The sequence below is a fragment of the Desulfoluna sp. HI9BLuna genome (genome assembly GCF_056829775.1).
In genome coordinates this window covers 6,095,054-6,113,593 of sequence record NZ_CP186555.1, presented here as the reverse complement: position 1 = coordinate 6,113,593, position 18,540 = coordinate 6,095,054, and the positions used below count along the sequence as shown (strand labels likewise).

The following is an 18,540-nucleotide window of genomic DNA, read 5'->3' as shown; positions in this document are numbered from 1 at the left end:
GGAACCATGACAAAGCAGCAAGGCATACTGTGCAACCGAACCCCCATCGGAACCAAAGCAAAACTCCAGGAACTCCTGGGAGACAAGGGTGGCGCCCAATATTACAAAGAGATGGAGAGCCTCGACGTGGACGTCCCGGCGTTGAAGGCCCTTTTGAAAAACACCTTGAAATCACGGCTCAAGACCTGGCTCAACTCCTGCATGCGATGCGGGCTCTGCGCCGACTCCTGCTTTCTTTATATCGCCAATGACAAGGACCCCAAGCAGGTCCCCTCCTACAAGATCCAGTCCACCCTGGGGGAGCTGGTGCGGCGAAAAGGGGAGGTGGACACCGCTTTTATGATGCACTGCATGGATGTGGCCTGGTCCCAGTGCACCTGCTGCAACCGGTGCGCCATGTATTGCCCCATGGGCATCGACATGGGGGTGATGTTCTCCTACCTGCGCGGGGTGCTCTTCTCCCAGGGATTCGTGCCGTGGGAGATGAAGATCGGATCGGGCATGCACCGGGTCTATCGCGCCCAGATGGACATCACCACCGAGGACTGGGTGGACACCTGCCAGTGGATGGAAGAGGAGACTGAAGAGGAGTGGCCGGGCCTTGAAATCCCCGTGGACAAAGAGGATGCCGACATCATCTACACGGTCAACGCCCGCGAGGCCAAGCACTACCCCGAGGACCTCGCCGACGCAGCGGTCCTCTTTCACCTGGCCGGAGAGAACTGGACCGTTCCTTCCGAAGGGTGGGAAGAGACCAGCCTGGCCATGTTCGCCGGAGACTGGGAAGCCTCCACCATGCAGGTGAAGTCCGTTTACTCCGCCATCGATCGGTTGAAGCCCAAGCGCATGGTGGTCACCGAGTGCGGCCACGCCTACCGGGCCACGGTGACCGAAGGGCCCTACTGGGCGGGCATCAAGTCGGGCAAAGCCCCGGTGGACAGCCTGCACTACGTGGAGTGGGTGGCCGAAGCCCTGCGCACGGGCAAGCTCAAGATCGACCCGGCCAAACGGATCAAAGAGCCCGTGACCTTCCAGGACTCCTGCAACTACATCCGCAATGCAGGCCTGGCCGACGACGCCCGGTACATCATGAGCCAGATCGCCGAGGATTTTCGCGAGATGACCCCCAACCGCGAACACAACTACTGCTGCGGCGGGGGAGGGGGCATGAACGGCATCGGACGGTACCGGGAACAGCGGAACATCGGCCTGAAAGTCAAGCGAGACCAGATCCTTGAGACCGGAGCCAAGCTGGTGATCTCTCCCTGCCATAACTGCTGGGATGCCATCCGGGACCTGGAGGAGGTCTACCATATCGGGATCCGGTGGTCTTTCCTGAAACCCCTGCTCATTCCCATGGTGGTGGTGCCGGATCATCTGACACACAATGAGGAATAATAACAAGTCTCTATCAATGGCTTGGATTGCCGTTTTCCACTGGGAACGCCCCTTTCATAAGGAAAAAAACACCCCATGGACGGTAATTGATTGAACTTTGAAAAAATAACTGCTTTAGTTAGTAGTTAGTTATGACCCGCCTCCCCCGGCTGCAACTCGGCACCCGGGGGAGGCCATGGCATGGCACCGGAAACCAGGAGCCAGGGACATGAAGCGTATGACGGCGACAGCATGGGACGTGCCGGTCTGCGGGGGAGACCCCTTCCGCACCCCGACGCCGTGTCCGCCCCAAAGCCCGGCCCCTTCGGTTTTCCTTGCCCGTGTCACCCGGTCTCCCTGCACCAACCTCCCTTTGCCCCTCTCTTCCCGTTTCCCCTGACCTCTTTCGTCGAACCATTCGATCGAGTTTGATGCTGACACTTCAGACAGGCAGGTTCCTTATGTTCAAAAACATTCTGTTCACCACCACCGCGTCGCCCATCTGCGACGAAGCCGCCCGGTTTGCCTACAACCTGGCCGAAAAATTTCACTCCGGTTTAAAAGTCCTTCACGTCTACGGGTTGCCCTCCCACGGCTTTACAGCCCAGGTCCAGGCGTACTCCCCCGAAAGCGAGGACGTGCCGGACGCGGATTACGAAACGCTCCTGACCCGTGAAATCCGGGCTTCCCACGAACACCTTGCGGACAAATCCATGGATTGCGAGGTGGTGGTAAAACCCGGGATCCCCGCAACGGAAATCCTGCGCCGGGCCAGGGCCTGGGAGAGCGACCTCATCGTCATGGGGACCCACACCCGGCTGGATTGCACCGGGGCGTCCCTTGCGTTTCGCAACACCGTGGGCAACACCATGCAGAAGGTGGCAAAAAGCGCCAGGGCACCGGTCCTTATCATCAACCGTTTCTGTCCCCTTCCGCACTGGAATTTCAAGCACATTGTCTTTGCCACCGACCTTTCGCAGGCATCGGATGCCGCCTTTGCCTTTGCCGTGAAGATCGCCCGGAAATCCGGGGCAACCCTTCACCTGCTCCATACCCTGGAAATCTCCGGGATCCCCGAAGATCCCGTTGCCATGGACAGGCGCCTGGCCCACGCGCGGGCAGCCGTGGAAGCCCGTTTTCTAAGCCGCACCGGGGATTTCACCAACATGGAGGTGGAGGTGTGCGAAGGGACCCCGTACGTTGAGATCCTGAAGCTGACCCGCAGGTGCCACGGAGACCTTGTTGTCATGGCGCACCATGGCAAAGGACCGGAGGAGAGCCCGGCCATGGGCGGAACCCTGGAGCAGGTTGTCATACGGGCCTCCTGTCCGGTGGTGAGCGTCAACCACGGCGAAAAGGGATAATCACCCGTAAGGAATCGCCGCCTGCGTTCATATTTTGGTTTGTTCCCGGCTCTCTTTGGGCTATGAATGAAGGTAGGTTCCCTTTGCGACCGTCCTCATCCTGAGACCCAACAATACGGAGGTATACCTGTGTCCCGACCCAAAAACGCCATGGAGATATTCAAGCACCTGGAGAAATCCAATTGCCGGGAGTGCGGCGAAAAGAGCTGCCTGGCCTTTGCCGGAGCGGTGTTTACCGGCGCCAAGTCCATAGACGCCTGCCCCAGGGCAGACGAGGCCACACGGGCCCTGTTCAGGGGCGGGGCAGGGGAGACCGGAGACAACGGCGATATCTATCTTGCCGCCCTCCAGAAAAAAATGGGGACCTGCGATTTTGACGAGGCATCCCGGCGCATCGGGGCAACGCTGTCCGGCGAGGTGCTGACCCTCAAAGTGCTGGGCAAGGATGTGGGGGTGGATCACCAGGGCCGGTTTCACACCGACCTGCACGTAAACCCTTACCTTGGGGTTCCCTTTCTCAACCATGTCCTGGACGGCAAGGGCGTTCCGGCCAAAGGGCAGTGGGTCTCTTATCGGGATATTCCGGGAGGGCGCGAGCAGTACAACCTGTTTCACCGGCGCTGCGAGGAGAACCTTCTGCGCCTGGCGGACGGACACACCGGCCTGTTTGACGACCTGGTGCATCTCTTCGACGCAAAAGAGGTGCCGCCCCAGTTCCAGTCGGACATCTCGGTGGTCCTTCATTTTTTCCCCACGGTTCCCTTTATGATCTGCTACTGCAACGATCAGGACGGCCTGGGTTCAGCCGTGAATGTTTATTACGACAGCACCGCCATCGAAAACGTGGACGCTGAATCCCTGTTTTACCTCGGCGTGGGATTCACGTATATGCTGGAGCGCCTGGCCCTTCGGCACGGGTAACAATGGACATGCGCCGACGTGCCTCGGGACCTGAACCAATATAAGGTTGGGAGAGGCCCTCTTCTTCCGGTGGTCGCAGGGGAGGAGCCCCTTTCGGAACGAGAGCTGCATGGAGGTGAGCCATGACAGGAAAAGGAGAAAAAAAAGATGAGAGGAAAAACCTGAGAACCCTTGGAATGACCCTGGGAGGCATGCTGCTTCTGGTGGTGATGCTCACAGGGCCCGCCTTGGCCGAGTTCAAGGTGGATGAAAAAAAAGGGGTGGTTGTCGACACCGCCACAGGGCTCATGTGGCAACGCCAGACAGGCAATGACAATGAGGCCCTGACCTGGGCCCAAGCGGTGGCCTACTGCAAAAAACTCGACCTGGCCGGGTACGACGACTGGCGCCTGCCCAGCTCCGATGAACTCCAGAGTATCATTAACTACCTGAGCTACGACCCTGCGGTGGACCCCCGAGTTTTTCCGGACACGGCGTCCTCGGGGTACTGGTCCTCCACAACCTACGAAGCCAATTCCGGCTATGCCTGGCGCATCGATTTCTACTATATCGGGTACGTCAACATCAGCAACAAAGCGAATCACTATTATGTTCGGGCCGTGAGGTCCCTTCCGTAAAGCGCCTCTGCCCACAGGCCGTACGGGGCGGTGACGTTTTTTTCTGCTTCCTGCGGGCATGATGGTGGTAGCGTACGCTGAAAGGGCAAAGGAGACGCCTCTTTTGCCGAGGGTACCCTTGTGCCTGTGATACGGATGCGTTCCCTTTTGGGCAAAGGTCAACAAGGGCACCGTGCTGGTGCCCGTCAGATATGAGACAGGATGATTATGGATGAAGATTTGGTGACACTGCGGCAGGCGCTGCATCGCATACCCGAAGCCTCCGGGCAGGAGGAAAAAACAGCAGGGATGGTTGCCGACTGGCTCACTGGCTGTGACCACCACGGCATGGTGAGGGATTTGGGCGGCCACGGGGTGGCGGTTTTTTTTGACGGGACGTCCACCGGAGAGACCCTTCTTTTCCGGGCCGACCTAGACGGGGTGCCCGTAACCGAGATGACGGGCCTTCCCTATGCATCGGTCCACAAGGAGTTGTCCCATGCCTGCGGCCACGACGGGCACACGGCCATCCTCTGCGGCCTGGCCCGTGAACTCTCAAAGGCGCCCCCTAAGCGGGGGCGGGTGGTGCTTCTCTTTCAACCGGCCGAAGAGACCGGGGCCGGGGCCGATGCCGTGATCAAGGATCCTCGGTTTCAGGGCATCATCCCGGACCGGGTCTTTGCCCTCCACAACCTGCCCGGCAGACCCCTGGGGCAGGTGTGCGTGCCGGACAGGCTTTTTGCCTGCGCCTCCCTGGGCATGGATATCCATCTTTCCGGCACGCCGAGCCATGCTGCCTGGCCCGAGCACGGAAACTCCCCCATGCCCATTGTGCAATCGCTCCTGGCCGATGAGGGCCTGCTGGCACGGGAACAGGGCGGACCGTTTTTCATGAGCACGGTGACCCATCTTCAGGTGGGAGGGCCCGGGTTCGGGGTGAGCCCCGGCGAAGCGCGGGTGCAGCTCACCCTGCGGGGGGAGGCGGACGCATACCTGCATTACCGCATGTCCCGTATCAAGGAGGCGTTGGAGGAGAAAAGCGGGCTTTCAGGCCTGGGGTGCGAGGTGATGGTGACCAATGAGTTTCCGGGAACACCCGTGGACCGGGAGATGGCTGAAATGGTGATGGAGGCCGCCACCGATGCGGGCCTGGACGTCACCACACTCTCCGAGCCCATGAGGTGGAGTGAGGACTTCGGGTGGTTCACCCACCGCTACCCCGGGGTGATGGTGGGGCTGGGCTGCGGCGAGGGGCCGCAGCTTCACAACGCAGATTACAACTTTCCGGACGCCCTTCTCGGGCCGGGCATTGCCCTGTTTTCCGCCATCATCCGGACATGTCAGCGCAGCATGACCCCCTGACCCGGCTCGCCCGAAGGGTGAGAAAATCAGGATGTTTTCTCATGAAATATCCGGGCCAGGGCGGATCAGGTGCTCCACAACCCGGAGTTGGAATTGAACACCGCCTGGAAGCGAAGGCGCGGGGCCTCATTGCCGTTTTCGTCCCGGGGCTCGGTCGTCTCAAATCCGGAGGCGTCTTCCTTGGCCGGGGGGCGGATGGTCACCCTTCCCCTGGAAGAGCAGGTGCACTCAGCGCCCTTGAACAAAAGGGAGAAGGGGGCGCGGACAAAACAGGATTGGGGCCTGTCTGTGCGGGACTCGGGCAACGTGTTGTCCGTCAGGGCAAACTTGCGTTCCTTGCCTTCGCTGTTTGTTATGGAAAAACCCGTTGCTTTACCCTTGATATCGTGGTTGGTTGAAAATGGCTTGAGCATGGAATTCTCCTGATTCTTAAAGAATGAAAAACAGCGACTTACAACCCGTCACACATCCCTGCAACCCCGTCTGTCCCATGGGGAAAGCAGGCGCTTTATCCGTTCCGCGGCAGGCCGGATCGACCCGAAAGGCGTGTCAGCCTTGCGGGATGGCCCAATGGTTTGGCTGCTTCATGATGGCTGGTGCCCGGGCCTGGCCCGGCGCCTTCGGTCTGGGAGCCTGATGGTGAGGTGGGTTTTGGTTGAAAAACGCAGTGGGGATGTGGAGACGTGGGGGTGTCCGACCGTTTACGGATGATTGAATTATGTCACGGCACGGAATGAATATGAAGTGTTATTTTTCTAAACATTGATATAAATATTGAGATGTTGCGATACGTATTGCCCTGAAAGAAACCCGGCGCGCTCACGCATCAGGATGCGCGGCCGAAGATGAGAAGGGCTGGGGTGATCTCGGAGGTGGGCAGGGTGCCCGCCACCCAGTCATCGAGGATGCCGGTGAGGGCGGAAAGCGGTTTGTAGCCCTGGTTGAGCACCGATGCCGCCTCGCCTTCCCTGAGAACCAGAGCGGGAAAGGCCAGGGCGTTGTAGTCCCGGGCCAGGGCAAAATCGTCGAAGGTTTCTGAGCGGACGGAGTCGCTTTGTGCAAGGTGCAGAAACTGCTCCGGGGACACGCCGATCCCTTTGGCGAGGTCGCAGAGGATCTCCGGCTGCGTGATGTCTTTCATTTCCAGGTAAAACGCGTGATGAAGGGCCCGGTAGTAAGGCAGGGCCAGGGCAGGGTCCAGGCGCCTGACGGCAACAAAGGCCCGACTGGCCGGTGCCGAGTCGTAGAGAAAATCTGGGGCATCTGCCAGCAGGTGGCCGTTGATGGGCTGGCCCGTGGCCCGGGTCACCCCGTGCCAGTTTTCAAGGAGCTTCGGCTTGATGGCGTCGGTGATGGCAATGGGGTCCTCCACCCGCAGTCCCCCCATGATAAACCGGAAGGGAACCGAAGACCCGAGGCGCTCCATGAGGGCATCAAGGACCGGCTCAAATCCGAAGCACCAGGCGCACATGGGGTCGCCCACATAAATAATCTCTTTGTCCGTTGTCTGGCTCACGTCTTTCGTCCTCCGGTTCCCCGTTTGATCATCACAAGATCCCACTTATACCATACCTTGCCCCCAGCTCAAGGCGCCTTTTTGGCGCTACAGGTCCCCCATACGGAGAATCACGGAAAACGCATCGATGAGGGCCCAGGCCGTATCGTCCTGCCGCAGCCCCAGGTCATCGTCCCCGGAGCGGGTCATGAGGGCGCAGACCTCGGTGCCGTCCTTGAGACCGAGGATCACCTCTGTTGTGTTTCCACCTTTAATAATACGGCGCACCTTTCCTTCAAGGGTGTTGGCGCAGCTGGTCAGGGGCGGGTGGGGCCCTGCGGCCACCAGGACCCAGGGGGCCTTTACCTCGGCGGTGAGAAGGGTTCCCGGCTTCAGGGCCAGGCGGTCGGCGCTTTCATTGGTAATGATGGCGGTGATGGGGTAGCCCCCCAGGGTGTCCAGGGTGACCACCGTCTGGATCTCTCCGGAAGCCATGCTGGCCACCTTTCCGGCAAAGCTGTTCCTTGCGCTTGTTTTGATCCTGCTCTCGCGTCGGGTGACATGGGCCACCACCCGCTGCATGTCCCGTTCGGAAAAATCGAGCCAGGAGGCGGTCAGACCTGCCGTGCTGTGGCCGAGCATCTTCTGAACCACGGGAAGGGGCAGGTTGCTGCGCAAGAGCTCCAGGGCACGGGATCGGCGGATGACGTTGGGGCTTCCCATGGCCTTGGCCAGCCCGCAGGACTCTGCCTGTTCATAGAACTTTCTCCGCACATGCCCCGGATCCACGGAAAAAGGAGCTTCGGTGGATGGCGGCAGGACCTCGAGGATTCCCTCGGCCACGTGGGGAGGGATCTGGACATCCCGGTACCCGGCGGACCGGCTTCCGATATGCACGGTGTGGCCCGTAAAGTCGATCTGATCGGTGGAGGCGATGCCCAGGATTTCCCCTAAACGGGCACCGGTGTAGCGAATGAGCAGGAAGATGCAGAAAATTCTCTGCCGGGACCTTCGCACGTCGGAGCGCCGTGCAGCCGAGACCCAGTCCCGAAAGGCTGTTTCCAGGGCGGCCAGCTGAACAGGGTCGAGGGTGCGCTCCTCCTCGGAAGGCGTGAGGATGGTCGATGGGTTGGCGGATGCATGCGGCGGTGTTTTCATGGAGGGCATTATAGCGACAGATCCGTTTATTTCCAAGGAAATCGGGTTGACATGGTTGGAAATCGGGTGGTACAAGTGACATGTAAATTATAAAAACCGTGCCAATTGACCAACAGGCGCACTTCATGACAACCCCCTGTTCAAAGGAGGTGACCATGCTTTTCGAAACCGCAGGCGTTCACGTGGCCCCCTGGATCCCCCCCGTCGTGGCCTTCGGCGTCTCCTTCATTACCTCCATGGCCGGACTCTCCGGCGCCTTTCTGCTCCTTCCCTTTCAGATGTCCGTCCTTGGGTACGTGCATCCCTCGGTGAGCGCCACCAACCAGCTCTTCAATATTGTTGCCATCCCCTCGGGGGTGTGGCGGTTCATCAAGGAGGGGCGCATGGTCTGGCCCCTGACCCTGGTGGTGGTGGTGGGCACCATGCCCGGGGTGATCCTGGGTGCGGTGATCCGGGTGCTCTACCTGCCGGACCCGCTTCATTTCAAGATGTTTGTGGGCATGGTCCTTCTGTACATCGGATTTCGCATGGTCAGGCAGCTCCTCGATACCAGGGGAAAAGAGCCGAAAGCGGAAGAGGGGAGTGATTTTAAGACCACGGTCCTTTTCTGGAACCTTCGGGAGATGGCCTATACCTTCCGCGGGCGCACCCATCGCTTCTCGGTGCCCGGCATCTCCTTCATGAGTTTTGTGGTGGGCATCATCGGAGGCATCTACGGCATTGGCGGCGGGGCCATCATCGCGCCGTTCTTTGTTTCGTTTTACAGGCTTCCGGTCCACACCATCGCCGGAGCGACCCTCATGGGCACCTTTGTGACCTCCGTTACCGGGGTGCTTTTTTATCAGGGCATGGCCCCTTTTTTTTCCGCCATGCACATTGCCCCGGACTGGGGCCTGGGGCTTCTCTTCGGCCTGGGCGGCATCGCAGGCATCTACATGGGCGCCCGATGCCAGAAATACATGCCGGAGCGTGGGCTCAAGTGGCTCCTCTGCCTTGTCCTGGCGGGAACCGCCGGAAAGTATATCGTTGAATTTATCCTGTATGTCCGACCGTAGATAAGGATTGACCGCTTTTGTAAACATGGTTACGGTATTTCATGCCCATAGGGACTGATCCGATGTAAAAACAGATGGATTTACCCCATACATGAAAGTGCGCATGAACTCCTTAGCAACGGCGGATAAACGTGATGCGCCCCTGGTCCTGGAGATCAAGGGCGCGTCTCTGGATGACGGCCCCGGTATCAGGACGGTGGTTTTTCTCAAGGGGTGCCCCCTTGACTGTGCCTGGTGCCATAACCCCGAAAGCAAGAAGGCCGGGCCGGAACTCTCCTTCGATGCGGAAAAATGCATCGGTTGCCGAGAGTGCCTGTCAGTGTGCCGCGAAGGGGCCCTCGACCCCGGGAGGGGGCCGGACCGTTCCCGATGTACCCTCTGCATGGCATGCACCGAGGTGTGTCCGTCAAAGGCCCTGGAGCCTGTGGGTCGTACCATGGAACCGGATGAGGTGGTGTCGGCGGTGTCAAAAGACATGCCCTTTTTCGATGCCTCAGGGGGAGGGGTGACCCTGTCCGGGGGCGAGCCGACCCTGTTTCCCCGATACTGCGGCGAGGTCATGCAGCGGTTCAAGGCACGGGGCATTCACACCCTCCTTGAGACCAGCGGCCACTTCTCCCGGTCGGCCTTTGACGCCCACATCCGCCCCCACACCGACACGGTATACGTTGATATCAAGCTCATCTCCCCTGAAGCCCACAAACAGTATTGCGGTGTGGGCAACGCACGCATCCTCGAAAACCTTGAACATCTCCTGGCCTTTCACCGGGCAGGGGGCCTGGAGCTTCTCCCCAGGATTCCCCTGGTCCCCGGCATCACGGCAACCCTTGCAAACATCACGGCCGTGGCCGACCACCTCAGCGCCCTGGGGGCCCGGAAGGTGCAGCTCCTGCCTTACAACCCGCTCTGGCACGGGAAAACCGTTAACATCGGAGGCCGCGTGGACGGTGTCCCGGGTGGGTTCATGGCACCGGAGGAGGTGGCACAATGGGAAACCTGTTTTGAAAAGCGAGGGATCGAGACCTTGTAACCACCGGCAACATTCTTACTACGAAAGGAGGCGACCATGGACTGGAAGGGTATCACCGTCTATGTGACGGGCGGTTCAAGCGGTATTGGGCTGGAGACAGCAAGGCAGCTTTTTGACAACGGGGCCCGTGTGGCGCTTTTTGCCCGGGGGGAGAAGGCGCTGACCGCCGTGGCCGGTGCCTTCAGGGCGAGATCGGATGAGCCAGAGGTGTTCTCCCTGCCCATGGATGTGTCCGACTGGGAGGATGTGAACGGCAAAATCGCTCAGGCCGTCGCCGACTTCGGGGCACCGGATGTGGTGATCAATTGCGCGGGGGTGGGGATTGCCGACCATTTCGAAAACATCGATGCCGAGGCCTTTGACAAGGTGCTGGCCATCAACGTCTCGGGGAGTCGCAACATGGCCGCGGCCACTCTGCCCTGGCTCAAGAAGAACAAGGGCGCCCTTGTCCTGATTGCGTCCTCTGCCGGCTTTATCCCTGTGTTCGGGTATTCGGCGTACAGCACCTCCAAGTTTGCCGTCATGGGTTTTGCCGAGGTGCTGCGCTGCGAACTGGCGCGTTTTGAGGTGCAGGTCAGCCTGTTCTGCCCCTCCGAGGTGGACACCCCCATGCTGGAGCGGGAAAAGCCCACCATCCCCAAAGAGACCCGCGCCCTCAAGGATTTTGCCGGTGTCCTTCCCGTGGACGTGGCCGCGGCCAAGCTGATCCGGGGCATTGAGCAGGGCCGGTTCCTTATTGTACCCGGTGTGCGCACCAAGCTGTTGTACTGGGTGCGTCGTCTCACCCCGGGGCCCATCTATCGGTTCGGGGCGGACTTCACGGCCATGCTGGGGGCCGCACGGGCAAATTGATATGAGGCGTATCCGGGAACGCTGCGGGTGCCTTCAGACCGGTCCCGTGGGGGCTGAAACCGGCCCCAAACGGGGTGGGAAGGGGGATTGCCCATTTTCGATTATCAACCGTTTTAAAATAATGGTACAATATCGATTGATATTCCGGTCCCATAGTTCCCAGAGGCTGAAAGCATCGAAAAATGTGGCTTTCAGGTGTTGACATGCATGGGAGGGTCCTGTAAAAGTTTCCTCGTTCTTCGGGCGAATAACTCAGTTGGAAGAGTGCAACCCTTACAAGGTTGAAGTCACAGGTTCGAGCCCTGTTTCGCCCACCACCCAATGGGTCGTTAACTCAGTCGGTAGAGTATCTGCCTTTTAAGCAGAGAGTCACTGGTTCGAGCCCAGTACGACCCACCAGAAGACAAGCCGGCATGGCTGGCAACACATATGGCGCCTTTTGGCGTCGCTCCGGATGTCCGGGCGAATAACTCAGTTGGAAGAGTGCAACCCTTACAAGGTTGAAGTCACAGGTTCGAGCCCTGTTTCGCCCACCATCTTCCGGGTCGTTAACTCAGTTGGTAGAGTATCTGCCTTTTAAGCAGAGAGTCACTGGTTCGAGCCCAGTACGACCCACCATACATAAGGCACCTTTCGGTGTCGCCCCGGTTGACCGGGCGAATAACTCAGTTGGAAGAGTGCAACCCTTACAAGGTTGAAGTCACAGGTTCGAGCCCTGTTTCGCCCACCATCCGCGGGTCGTTAACTCAGTCGGTAGAGTATCTGCCTTTTAAGCAGAGAGTCACTGGTTCGAGCCCAGTACGACCCACCACTATGAAAAAAGCCGAAGCATTTGCTTCGGCTTTTTTCGTTGGGCCTTTTTCCGGTATCGACATCCCTTGTGGACACAGGGGCTGTATGGTAAACTTCACTAAGGAAAAAAATGATCTGCCACAGATCACCCGAAAAGGGCCCCTGACAGACACCACGCGTCTCTCATCCGTTTTCACAAACCGGATCCCACCGTCCGTGACGTCCCCATCGATCCCATCTGCCACCCGGTAAGGCCCTCCCTACATTCCATCCAAAACAAGCAAGGAGTGCCGTGTATGGATGCCAAACGATTTGACGAGGATATCAAGAAAACCTTCGAGCAGTTCGGAGAGACGGGCGTAAGCGTTCAACTCTTGTCAGCCAAGGACAGCCATGTCTCCCAACCCCCTTACGACTGGGTCCAGGTGATGATGAAAGTCATCCCCGTGGTTCCCGATCCCGAACCCTGGGCCGAGACCTGGCGATACGGCGGGGTGCTTCAGCATGACAAGATTCCGTTGCCCATCGGCATGCGGCCCATTGATGTGAGCCGCATGATCAGCGCCATTGATGCCGCCAAAAAGCTGCCGCCGGGCTTTGACCTCCAGGGGGCCTCCTGCGACCTGTACTGGGCCCTGCACCCGGACGTCAAGGAGCCGTATTATCACTTCACCTCAGGGGACCTGACCATCCTTATCGGTGCCTACAGCGGAGACGTGATGGAGCCCCAGTTCTAATAAAAAAAACGCCCCGGCAGGCGGGGCGTTTCCACGGATCATAAACAAAGCGGAGCACCGGTCAACCGGTCTCCGCTTTTTTGGTTGTGTCTCTTCCGGCAAAAGAACCGCCTGTGACGGGTCAGGCCGCCTCCGCGGGTTTTTCCTGACGCCGGTAGGCCGCAATGGAGTCCCAGGTCACCAGGGCCAGGGCGCTCCAGATCAGGAGAAAGGTGCGCACCAGGGACGGGTCCAGGGGTTCTTTGAAATAGAACACCGCCAGCAGAAAGGTGCAGGTGGGGGCCAGGTACTGGATAAACCCGATGGTAGACAGGGTCAGGGCCTTGGCGCCCAGGTTGAAAAGAAGCAGGGGCAGGGCCGTCATCAGGGACGTGCCCACGAGGAGAAGGTCCGTGGTGGCCCCTGTGTGGAGAAAGACGCCTTCTCCGCTTGCGGCCAGGTTCCCCAGGTAGAGCGAGGCCGGAACAGCCATGAGCAGGGTCTCCACGGTGAGGCCCACCAGAGGCCCTACGTCCACTACTTTGCGGATAAGGCCGTAAAAGGCAAAGCTGAAGGGCAGGGCCAGGGAGATCCAGGGCAGGGTGCCGTAATCGATGGTGAGCCAGGCCACGCCGACCCCTGCGAGGACCACGGCGATTTTCTGCCTGGTCGTGAGCCGTTCCTTTAGAAAAATCATCCCTAAAAAGACAGTGACCAGGGGGTTGATATAGTACCCCAGGCTGGTCTGCATCACGTGGCCATGGTTGATGGACCAGATGAAGAGAAACCAGTTCCCCCCCACCAGGCAGGTGGTGACGGTGAGGACGGCCAGGGTGCGAAGGCTGGTCAGGGCCTTTAAAAACGGCCCCATTTTCTTCTGGAAGACAAGGATGGGAACCAGAAAAGCCAGGGACCACACCACGCGGTGCATCAGGGTTTCAAAGGCGGGGACATGGGAGAGGTGGTTCCAGTAAAGGGGAGAGAGCCCCCAAATAAGAAAAGCCTGCATGGCAACAAGCAGGCCGACGGCGGATTCTGAACGAGACGGCATGGGACATTCCTGTAAGTCATGGGTTGCCTTGACGTCAAGGGGCAAGGCGTTAAAGATAGTGTGATAACATGGGCCGTCGGGGCTGTCGAGGAAAAGGGAGGACGTTTTTCAGGAAAAGCTGCGGGGTTTTTTACGGAGTGCTACACACATAAAATTACGGCATCCGTCGCACCATCGCACCGGTGCAAGGGTCAGGAGGTTTCGACGTGCCTTTGCGATTGACACCACCCCTTTCGCCGTTAACCTACTCACTACTCACTACTCACTACTCACTACTCACTACTCACGCCATTCAACCGTTCTGCCCCCTCAACCCCTTGAAAATAACACAGAGGTCCTGCTCGGTGACCCGGGCAAGGAGGAGGTCGTCGTAATCGGGTTCGCGGGAGCCATCGAAGGCTGCTGCCGGTTCGGGGACGGGCTGGTCCACTGCAAGGGTCCTGATGCGCGCCAGGTCCCCGGGGTTTTCCACACCCCTGTTGTTTTCGATCCAGGCCGCGCAGCTGTCGTGGGGCCCGATGAAGAGCAGGAACAGCTCGTCGTCTTTTTTGACCCCCAGCATGCGGTAGCCCTTGCCGATATCGAACTTGACGGCATGGCGGATCCGGCGTTCACCGTGGTTGCTGAGCTTACCGGCTTCGTGCAGGGGGCCCTGGCCGTTGGCGGTAAGGCGGTGGATGATGGTGTCTGCCTTGCGACCTGCGGCAACCGCCATCTTTGAGGAACGCCGCATGGCGCTGAGCTGTTTTTCAAAGCGATGGGTGAGATGGATGCAGCGAATCATGGTGCCTCCGGAAAAAATGTCGTCCCCGGCAGGCGCAAGGCTGTAAGCCCTCAGCCATGCGCCCGCCGGGTCGGACAGGACAAATCTTTCAGGTGCCGGTCATCCGCTGGGCGAATACATCCGGCACGTTATCAGTGTGGATCAGGAACAGCAGGAACCGTGGCTACCGCAGGATGAGCAGCCGCTTGAGAGTTTCAGGCTCGAGCTGAGCTTGAAGCCGACATCCTTGAAATCCACCACCAGGGGCTGGGCCTGGTTGAGGAGATCGGTTTCGATGACATACTCCATGCCCCCGATGGTATAAAGGGTGTCCCCGTCTTTCTGCATATCAACGGCCATGGCCAGTTGGGCACCGCCGCAGCCGGAGTTGAGGAAGACGCGGATGGGGGCAGGGGTTCGGTTTTCAAAGTAACGGGCGATCTCGTTTTGAGCCGCTTCGGTGACGGTAAACATGTGTTTGTGTACTCCTTTGTGTCCATGGGGGGGATGCCCCATTGGTTAAACAAGCGCATCAATAGATGCGCATAACATCTTGATTGTATGAGGCTAAAATTCGCCGGGCGTCATGTTGATCTCTGCAAGGCTGAAGACCGGACCGTCCTTGCAGACCAGCTCCTTGCCGATGTTGCAGCGACCGCACATGCCGATGCCGCATTTCATGCGGTTTTCAAGGCTCATGATGATGCGGTCGTGGCTGTAGCCGAGTTTTTCAAGGACCGGCAGGGTGAACTTGATCATCACAGGCGGCCCGCAGACGATGGCGTAGGTGTCCTCGGAGGCGGCCGGAGCCACTTTTTCGGTGAGGGCCGGCACAAAGCCCGTGTGGTAGCCCCAGTCCGGGTCGTCGGTGGCGTCCACGGTGATGTGCATGTTGATGTCGTCCCGTTTTTCCCAGGCCATGAGCTCCTCTTTGTAGAGAAGCATCCCCGGGGTCCGGGCGCCGTAGACCACGTCGATGGTTCCGAATTTGGACCTGTTTTCCGGTTCCAGCATCATCTTGATGGAAGAACGCAGAGTGGTGAAGGCAAACCCACCGCCCACGATGAGAATGTTCTTACCGGTGAGGGTCTCCCAGGGGTACCAGTTGCCCAGGGGCCCTCGGATGCCCATGATGTCCCCCTCCTTCATGTCGTGGAGGCAGGCGGTCACCTTGCCTGTCTTGAACACGGTGAACATGACGAAGCCTTTTTCCGTAGGGGAAGAGGCAATGCCGATGGGGATCTCCCCCTGGCCGGGGATGGAAAGCTCGGCAAACTGCCCGGCCTGGTAGGCGAATTTTTCCTCATCGCCGGGGTTCAGGAAGCTGAAGGTAAAGGTCTTTAAGCTATTGTCTTCGGTGGCCGTATCGACGGCGTCGATGCGGACCGGGTAGGGTACGTACGGATTCTGCATGATGGGCTCCCCCTATGCCTGGCTGTTCATGGTGTTGCACACGTCTCGGATGTCGATGCCGGCGGGGCACTGCTCGATGCACCGTCCGCATCCCACGCACATGATGCCCTGACCGTATTTGTCCGGAAAATACTTCAGTTTGTGCATGAACCGCTGCCGGGTCCGCTGCATGGGGGTCTCCCGGGGGTTGTGGCCGGAGCCGTGCCGGGTGAACAGAGAGGTCATGCAGGAGTCCCAGTTTCGGATGCGGTAGCCCGTCTCCCCGTGGACCTCGTCCTGGATGTCGAAACACCAGCAGGTGGGGCAGGCATAGGTGCAGGTGCCGCAGTTGAGGCAGGCAAAGGTGGTCTTGTTCCAGTGATCGGCCTCGTAGAGCTCCAGAACGGTGCCTTCCTGAATGCGGTTCCAGGCCATGGAAGAGGAGATGGCTTTCTCCGCCGATGCTTTCAGGTCGGCAATGCGGGCATCGGCGCCTTCTTCGGCCGGGGTCTCAAACCCTGCGGCCTCGGCCCAGGCCGCGCCCTTGTCCGTGAGTACCCTGGCAAGGTAGTGCTCACCATTGTCCACCAGCATCACGTCCAGGCAGGACTCGTCAAAGGGCCCGGTGCCGCAGCTTGTGGAAAAATCTGTGGCAGACGGCGCCTGAACGGCCAGGCCGATCCAGGTACAGGCCTCAAAGGCTTCCACCACATAGGGATCCTTGTACTGCTCGGTGTCAAAGTTAAGGCGGACAAGTTGAAGCGCTTTGGCGTCGTTGGGGCGGATTCCCACCACCGCACGGGGGCGGGTGTCAATCTTTACGGCCTCGTAGATATCTTTTTTCGGGTCCCCTTCCTTGAAGGAGCAGGTCATCATCACCTGGGACGGCGGAAACACGACGCCTTTGGGAGACAGACGGGTCTGACTGCCGTCCATGATGGGGTACTCGCTCTCTTTCAGCTCCCGAAAGCCCGGGACCTCTCCATCCGGAGCGGGTCCCACAAGGGCGTAGGCTTGCCGCGCACGGTCCAGCCCCTCGGTCCAACATGATTTATCGATACGTAATATGGTCATCGGTATGATCCTTTATATGGCCCCTGCACCCCAGGGTCGCGAATACGTCCGTAAACGACCGTGGGGCGTCATCACATGGTTGGGCGATCGCAGCCTGCCTGTGCCCGGGAAACCAGGGGAAAAGGCAGGCTGCAACCTGGGCATGCCCTGGTTACAGAATAAACGCTTCCGGGTCGTCGAGGCGGAAGGTGTCCTGTGCCGGGCGGGTCTCAATGGTAAGGCCCGCTTCAAATCCCCAGTTCTCTTCCACGGCCTTCTCCATCTTGCGCGTCAGGAGCCGCACGGGCACGCCCATGGGGCAGGCCGATTCGCAGGCCCCGCAGTCGGTGCAGCGACCGGCGCAGTGGATGGCCCGGAGCATATGGTAGGTGCGTACGTCCACGGGATCGGTGCCCTTGCCCACCCACTGGGGACGGGATTCCTCTGTGAAACAGGTGGGGCAGTAACACAAGGGGCACGCGTTTTTGCAGGCGTAACACCGGGTGCACGCGGAGAGGGCCTCTTCGAAAAACGCCCATTTTTCCGCACTGGGCTTGGCCTCGATCTCCCGGATATCGGCGTAGCGGTCGATGCCCTGGGGCTCGGGCACTGCATCGCCTGCTATGGTATCGGAGATCACCGGGTTGGGGTGGGCGCAGAGGGTGCAGTTCTGGCGCAGCAGCTCTGCCTTGGGAATGCGCTTCTCATCTGTGGCGGACGTGAGGACCAGAACCTCTCCGTCTTCCTGCATGGCCAGAATCTCGCCCCCTGCGGCATCCATGGCCTTTAGGGGGTCAATCATGCCGGTGCAGGGGACGCCGATGACCACCACATTCTCACGCTTCACGCGGTTTTCAACGATGTGCCCCACGATGTTCCGGGAATCGCACCCCTTGGCAACCACCGCCACCTTGCCCATCTCTTTGTTGAGATAAGCGGCCAGGTTGAGGCGGCAGTTGGCGTCCCAGGTGAGCTTTTCTGCGTCGTCGGGGGTCGTGGCCATGAAGGGCTCGGTGGAGAGGGGCAGGCTCCCTTTTTTAAAGCCGATGACCGCTTCCACCTCTCCTTTGGCGAGGAGCTCCTTTGCCGTGGTCCGGATTGTTTCTACGATGGCATTCATGCGGCAGTCTCCTCGGGGCTTTCTTTGATCAACACGGTGGCTGGCCCGAGGGCTTTCACCTCGTCAATGACCTTGTTGGCCACCTCAGCAAACTTCACCCCTTCGGCGGACGAGATCCACGAGAAGTGGAGACGCCCCGGTTCGATGCCGTTGAACTCCAGCATCTCCTTGAGGAGGGTGAACTTGCGCCGGGCATAATAGTTTCCTTCGATGTAGTGGCAGTCCCCGGGGTGGCACCCGGAGATCCACACCCCGTCGGCCCCTTTGCGAAGGGCCGCCAGGACCATTTTGGGCGAGATGCGGCCCGAGCAGGGCACGCGGATCACCCGCATGTTGGGGGGATATTGAAAACGGCTCACACCCGCCAGGTCGGCGGCACCGTAACTGCACCAGTTGCAGAGAAACGTGACAATTTTCGGTTCAAACGAACTCATTGGTGTTCT

Annotated in this window: 20 protein-coding genes and 6 tRNA genes; 16 read left to right on the top strand and 10 right to left on the bottom strand. The window is 59.5% G+C overall.

Annotation, left to right across the window (positions count from 1 at the left end):
- Positions 1 to 6 precede the first annotated feature (6 nt).
- The 6 genes from hmcF to ACOYW0_RS24840 all read left to right on the top strand — a co-directional run bounded on the left by hmcF (position 7) and on the right by ACOYW0_RS24840 (position 5,620).
- Positions 7 to 1,398: a sulfate respiration complex iron-sulfur protein HmcF gene (hmcF, locus tag ACOYW0_RS24865; protein WP_180145119.1), complete on the top strand. Its 1,392-nt coding sequence runs from the start codon at positions 7 to 9 to the stop codon at positions 1,396 to 1,398.
- A gap of 208 nt (positions 1,399 to 1,606) precedes the next feature.
- Positions 1,607 to 1,777 carry a hypothetical protein gene (locus ACOYW0_RS24860; protein ID WP_482416397.1) on the top strand — a complete coding sequence of 57 codons (171 nt, stop codon included), beginning with the start codon at positions 1,607 to 1,609 and terminating at the stop codon, positions 1,775 to 1,777.
- A gap of 61 nt (positions 1,778 to 1,838) precedes the next feature.
- Entirely contained in the window at positions 1,839 to 2,741 is a 903-nt protein-coding gene (locus ACOYW0_RS24855) for a universal stress protein (protein ID WP_482416396.1), read from the top strand.
- A gap of 129 nt (positions 2,742 to 2,870) precedes the next feature.
- Complete coding sequence (locus tag ACOYW0_RS24850) at positions 2,871 to 3,662, top strand: DUF3786 domain-containing protein (protein ID WP_482416395.1); 792 nt, start codon at positions 2,871 to 2,873, stop codon at positions 3,660 to 3,662.
- Positions 3,663 to 3,784: 122 nt separating this feature from the next.
- Entirely contained in the window at positions 3,785 to 4,279 is a 495-nt protein-coding gene (locus ACOYW0_RS24845; protein ID WP_180145128.1) for an Lcl C-terminal domain-containing protein, read from the top strand.
- 207 nt (positions 4,280 to 4,486) lie between these two features.
- Positions 4,487 to 5,620, top strand: coding sequence for an amidohydrolase (locus tag ACOYW0_RS24840; protein ID WP_482416394.1), 1,134 nt, complete (start codon positions 4,487 to 4,489; stop codon positions 5,618 to 5,620).
- A 65-nt stretch (positions 5,621 to 5,685) separates the two neighbouring features.
- Here ACOYW0_RS24840 and ACOYW0_RS24835 read toward each other — a convergent pair whose 3' ends face one another.
- The 3 genes from ACOYW0_RS24835 to ACOYW0_RS24825 form a co-directional block, all read right to left on the bottom strand.
- Positions 5,686 to 6,033 (bottom strand): hypothetical protein, encoded by a 348-nt coding sequence (locus ACOYW0_RS24835; protein WP_180145134.1) that lies wholly within the window; start codon positions 6,031 to 6,033, stop codon positions 5,686 to 5,688.
- A gap of 413 nt (positions 6,034 to 6,446) precedes the next feature.
- A complete protein-coding gene (locus ACOYW0_RS24830; RefSeq protein ID WP_482416393.1) occupies positions 6,447 to 7,136 on the bottom strand; it encodes a DsbA family protein in 690 nt (229 codons plus the stop codon).
- Between the two features lie 87 nt (positions 7,137 to 7,223).
- Positions 7,224 to 8,273: a TOBE domain-containing protein gene (locus ACOYW0_RS24825; protein WP_482416392.1), complete on the bottom strand. Its 1,050-nt coding sequence runs from the start codon at positions 8,271 to 8,273 to the stop codon at positions 7,224 to 7,226.
- Positions 8,274 to 8,428: 155 nt separating this feature from the next.
- Here ACOYW0_RS24825 and ACOYW0_RS24820 point away from each other — a divergent pair, with 155 nt between their 5' ends.
- From ACOYW0_RS24820 to ACOYW0_RS24775, 10 genes are all read left to right on the top strand, one after another.
- Positions 8,429 to 9,328, top strand: a complete 900-nt coding sequence (locus ACOYW0_RS24820) for a sulfite exporter TauE/SafE family protein (protein WP_482416391.1) — start codon at positions 8,429 to 8,431, stop codon at positions 9,326 to 9,328.
- Between the two features lie 103 nt (positions 9,329 to 9,431).
- Complete coding sequence (locus tag ACOYW0_RS24815; protein ID WP_482416390.1) at positions 9,432 to 10,358, top strand: glycyl-radical enzyme activating protein; 927 nt, start codon at positions 9,432 to 9,434, stop codon at positions 10,356 to 10,358.
- Between the two features lie 36 nt (positions 10,359 to 10,394).
- Positions 10,395 to 11,210: an SDR family NAD(P)-dependent oxidoreductase gene (locus tag ACOYW0_RS24810; protein WP_482416389.1), complete on the top strand. Its 816-nt coding sequence runs from the start codon at positions 10,395 to 10,397 to the stop codon at positions 11,208 to 11,210.
- A gap of 241 nt (positions 11,211 to 11,451) precedes the next feature.
- Positions 11,452 to 11,527, top strand: a tRNA-Val gene (locus ACOYW0_RS24805).
- A gap of 6 nt (positions 11,528 to 11,533) precedes the next feature.
- Positions 11,534 to 11,609 (top strand) — tRNA-Lys (locus tag ACOYW0_RS24800).
- A 61-nt stretch (positions 11,610 to 11,670) separates the two neighbouring features.
- Positions 11,671 to 11,746, top strand: a tRNA-Val gene (locus ACOYW0_RS24795).
- Positions 11,747 to 11,752: 6 nt separating this feature from the next.
- Positions 11,753 to 11,828, top strand: a tRNA-Lys gene (locus tag ACOYW0_RS24790).
- Positions 11,829 to 11,864: 36 nt separating this feature from the next.
- Positions 11,865 to 11,940 (top strand) — tRNA-Val (locus ACOYW0_RS24785).
- A gap of 5 nt (positions 11,941 to 11,945) precedes the next feature.
- Positions 11,946 to 12,021: transfer RNA gene (locus tag ACOYW0_RS24780), tRNA-Lys, on the top strand.
- A gap of 277 nt (positions 12,022 to 12,298) precedes the next feature.
- Entirely contained in the window at positions 12,299 to 12,739 is a 441-nt protein-coding gene (locus ACOYW0_RS24775; protein WP_482416388.1) for a hypothetical protein, read from the top strand.
- A gap of 121 nt (positions 12,740 to 12,860) precedes the next feature.
- Here the strand turns inward: ACOYW0_RS24775 and rarD are convergent, their stop codons facing one another.
- From rarD to ACOYW0_RS24740, 7 genes are all read right to left on the bottom strand, one after another.
- On the bottom strand, positions 12,861 to 13,769 hold the full coding sequence (rarD, locus tag ACOYW0_RS24770) for an EamA family transporter RarD (protein WP_482416387.1): 909 nt from the start codon (positions 13,767 to 13,769) through the stop codon (positions 12,861 to 12,863).
- A 292-nt stretch (positions 13,770 to 14,061) separates the two neighbouring features.
- Complete coding sequence (locus ACOYW0_RS24765; protein ID WP_482416386.1) at positions 14,062 to 14,553, bottom strand: hypothetical protein; 492 nt, start codon at positions 14,551 to 14,553, stop codon at positions 14,062 to 14,064.
- Positions 14,554 to 14,694: 141 nt separating this feature from the next.
- The gene (locus tag ACOYW0_RS24760) at positions 14,695 to 15,006 is read right to left on the bottom strand and encodes an IscA/HesB family protein (RefSeq protein ID WP_482416385.1); all 312 of its coding nucleotides are present in this window, start codon (positions 15,004 to 15,006) and stop codon (positions 14,695 to 14,697) included.
- Between the two features lie 93 nt (positions 15,007 to 15,099).
- Positions 15,100 to 15,945 (bottom strand): FAD/NAD(P)-binding protein, encoded by an 846-nt coding sequence (locus tag ACOYW0_RS24755; protein ID WP_482416384.1) that lies wholly within the window; start codon positions 15,943 to 15,945, stop codon positions 15,100 to 15,102.
- A gap of 12 nt (positions 15,946 to 15,957) precedes the next feature.
- Positions 15,958 to 16,998, bottom strand: a complete 1,041-nt coding sequence (locus ACOYW0_RS24750; RefSeq protein WP_482416383.1) for a 4Fe-4S dicluster domain-containing protein — start codon at positions 16,996 to 16,998, stop codon at positions 15,958 to 15,960.
- A 151-nt stretch (positions 16,999 to 17,149) separates the two neighbouring features.
- The gene (locus tag ACOYW0_RS24745; protein WP_482416382.1) at positions 17,150 to 18,097 is read right to left on the bottom strand and encodes a 4Fe-4S ferredoxin; all 948 of its coding nucleotides are present in this window, start codon (positions 18,095 to 18,097) and stop codon (positions 17,150 to 17,152) included.
- On the bottom strand, positions 18,094 to 18,531 hold the full coding sequence (locus tag ACOYW0_RS24740) for a hydrogenase iron-sulfur subunit (protein WP_482416381.1): 438 nt from the start codon (positions 18,529 to 18,531) through the stop codon (positions 18,094 to 18,096). The genes ACOYW0_RS24745 and ACOYW0_RS24740 overlap by 4 nt, the downstream gene beginning before the upstream one ends.
- Positions 18,532 to 18,540 lie beyond the last annotated feature (9 nt).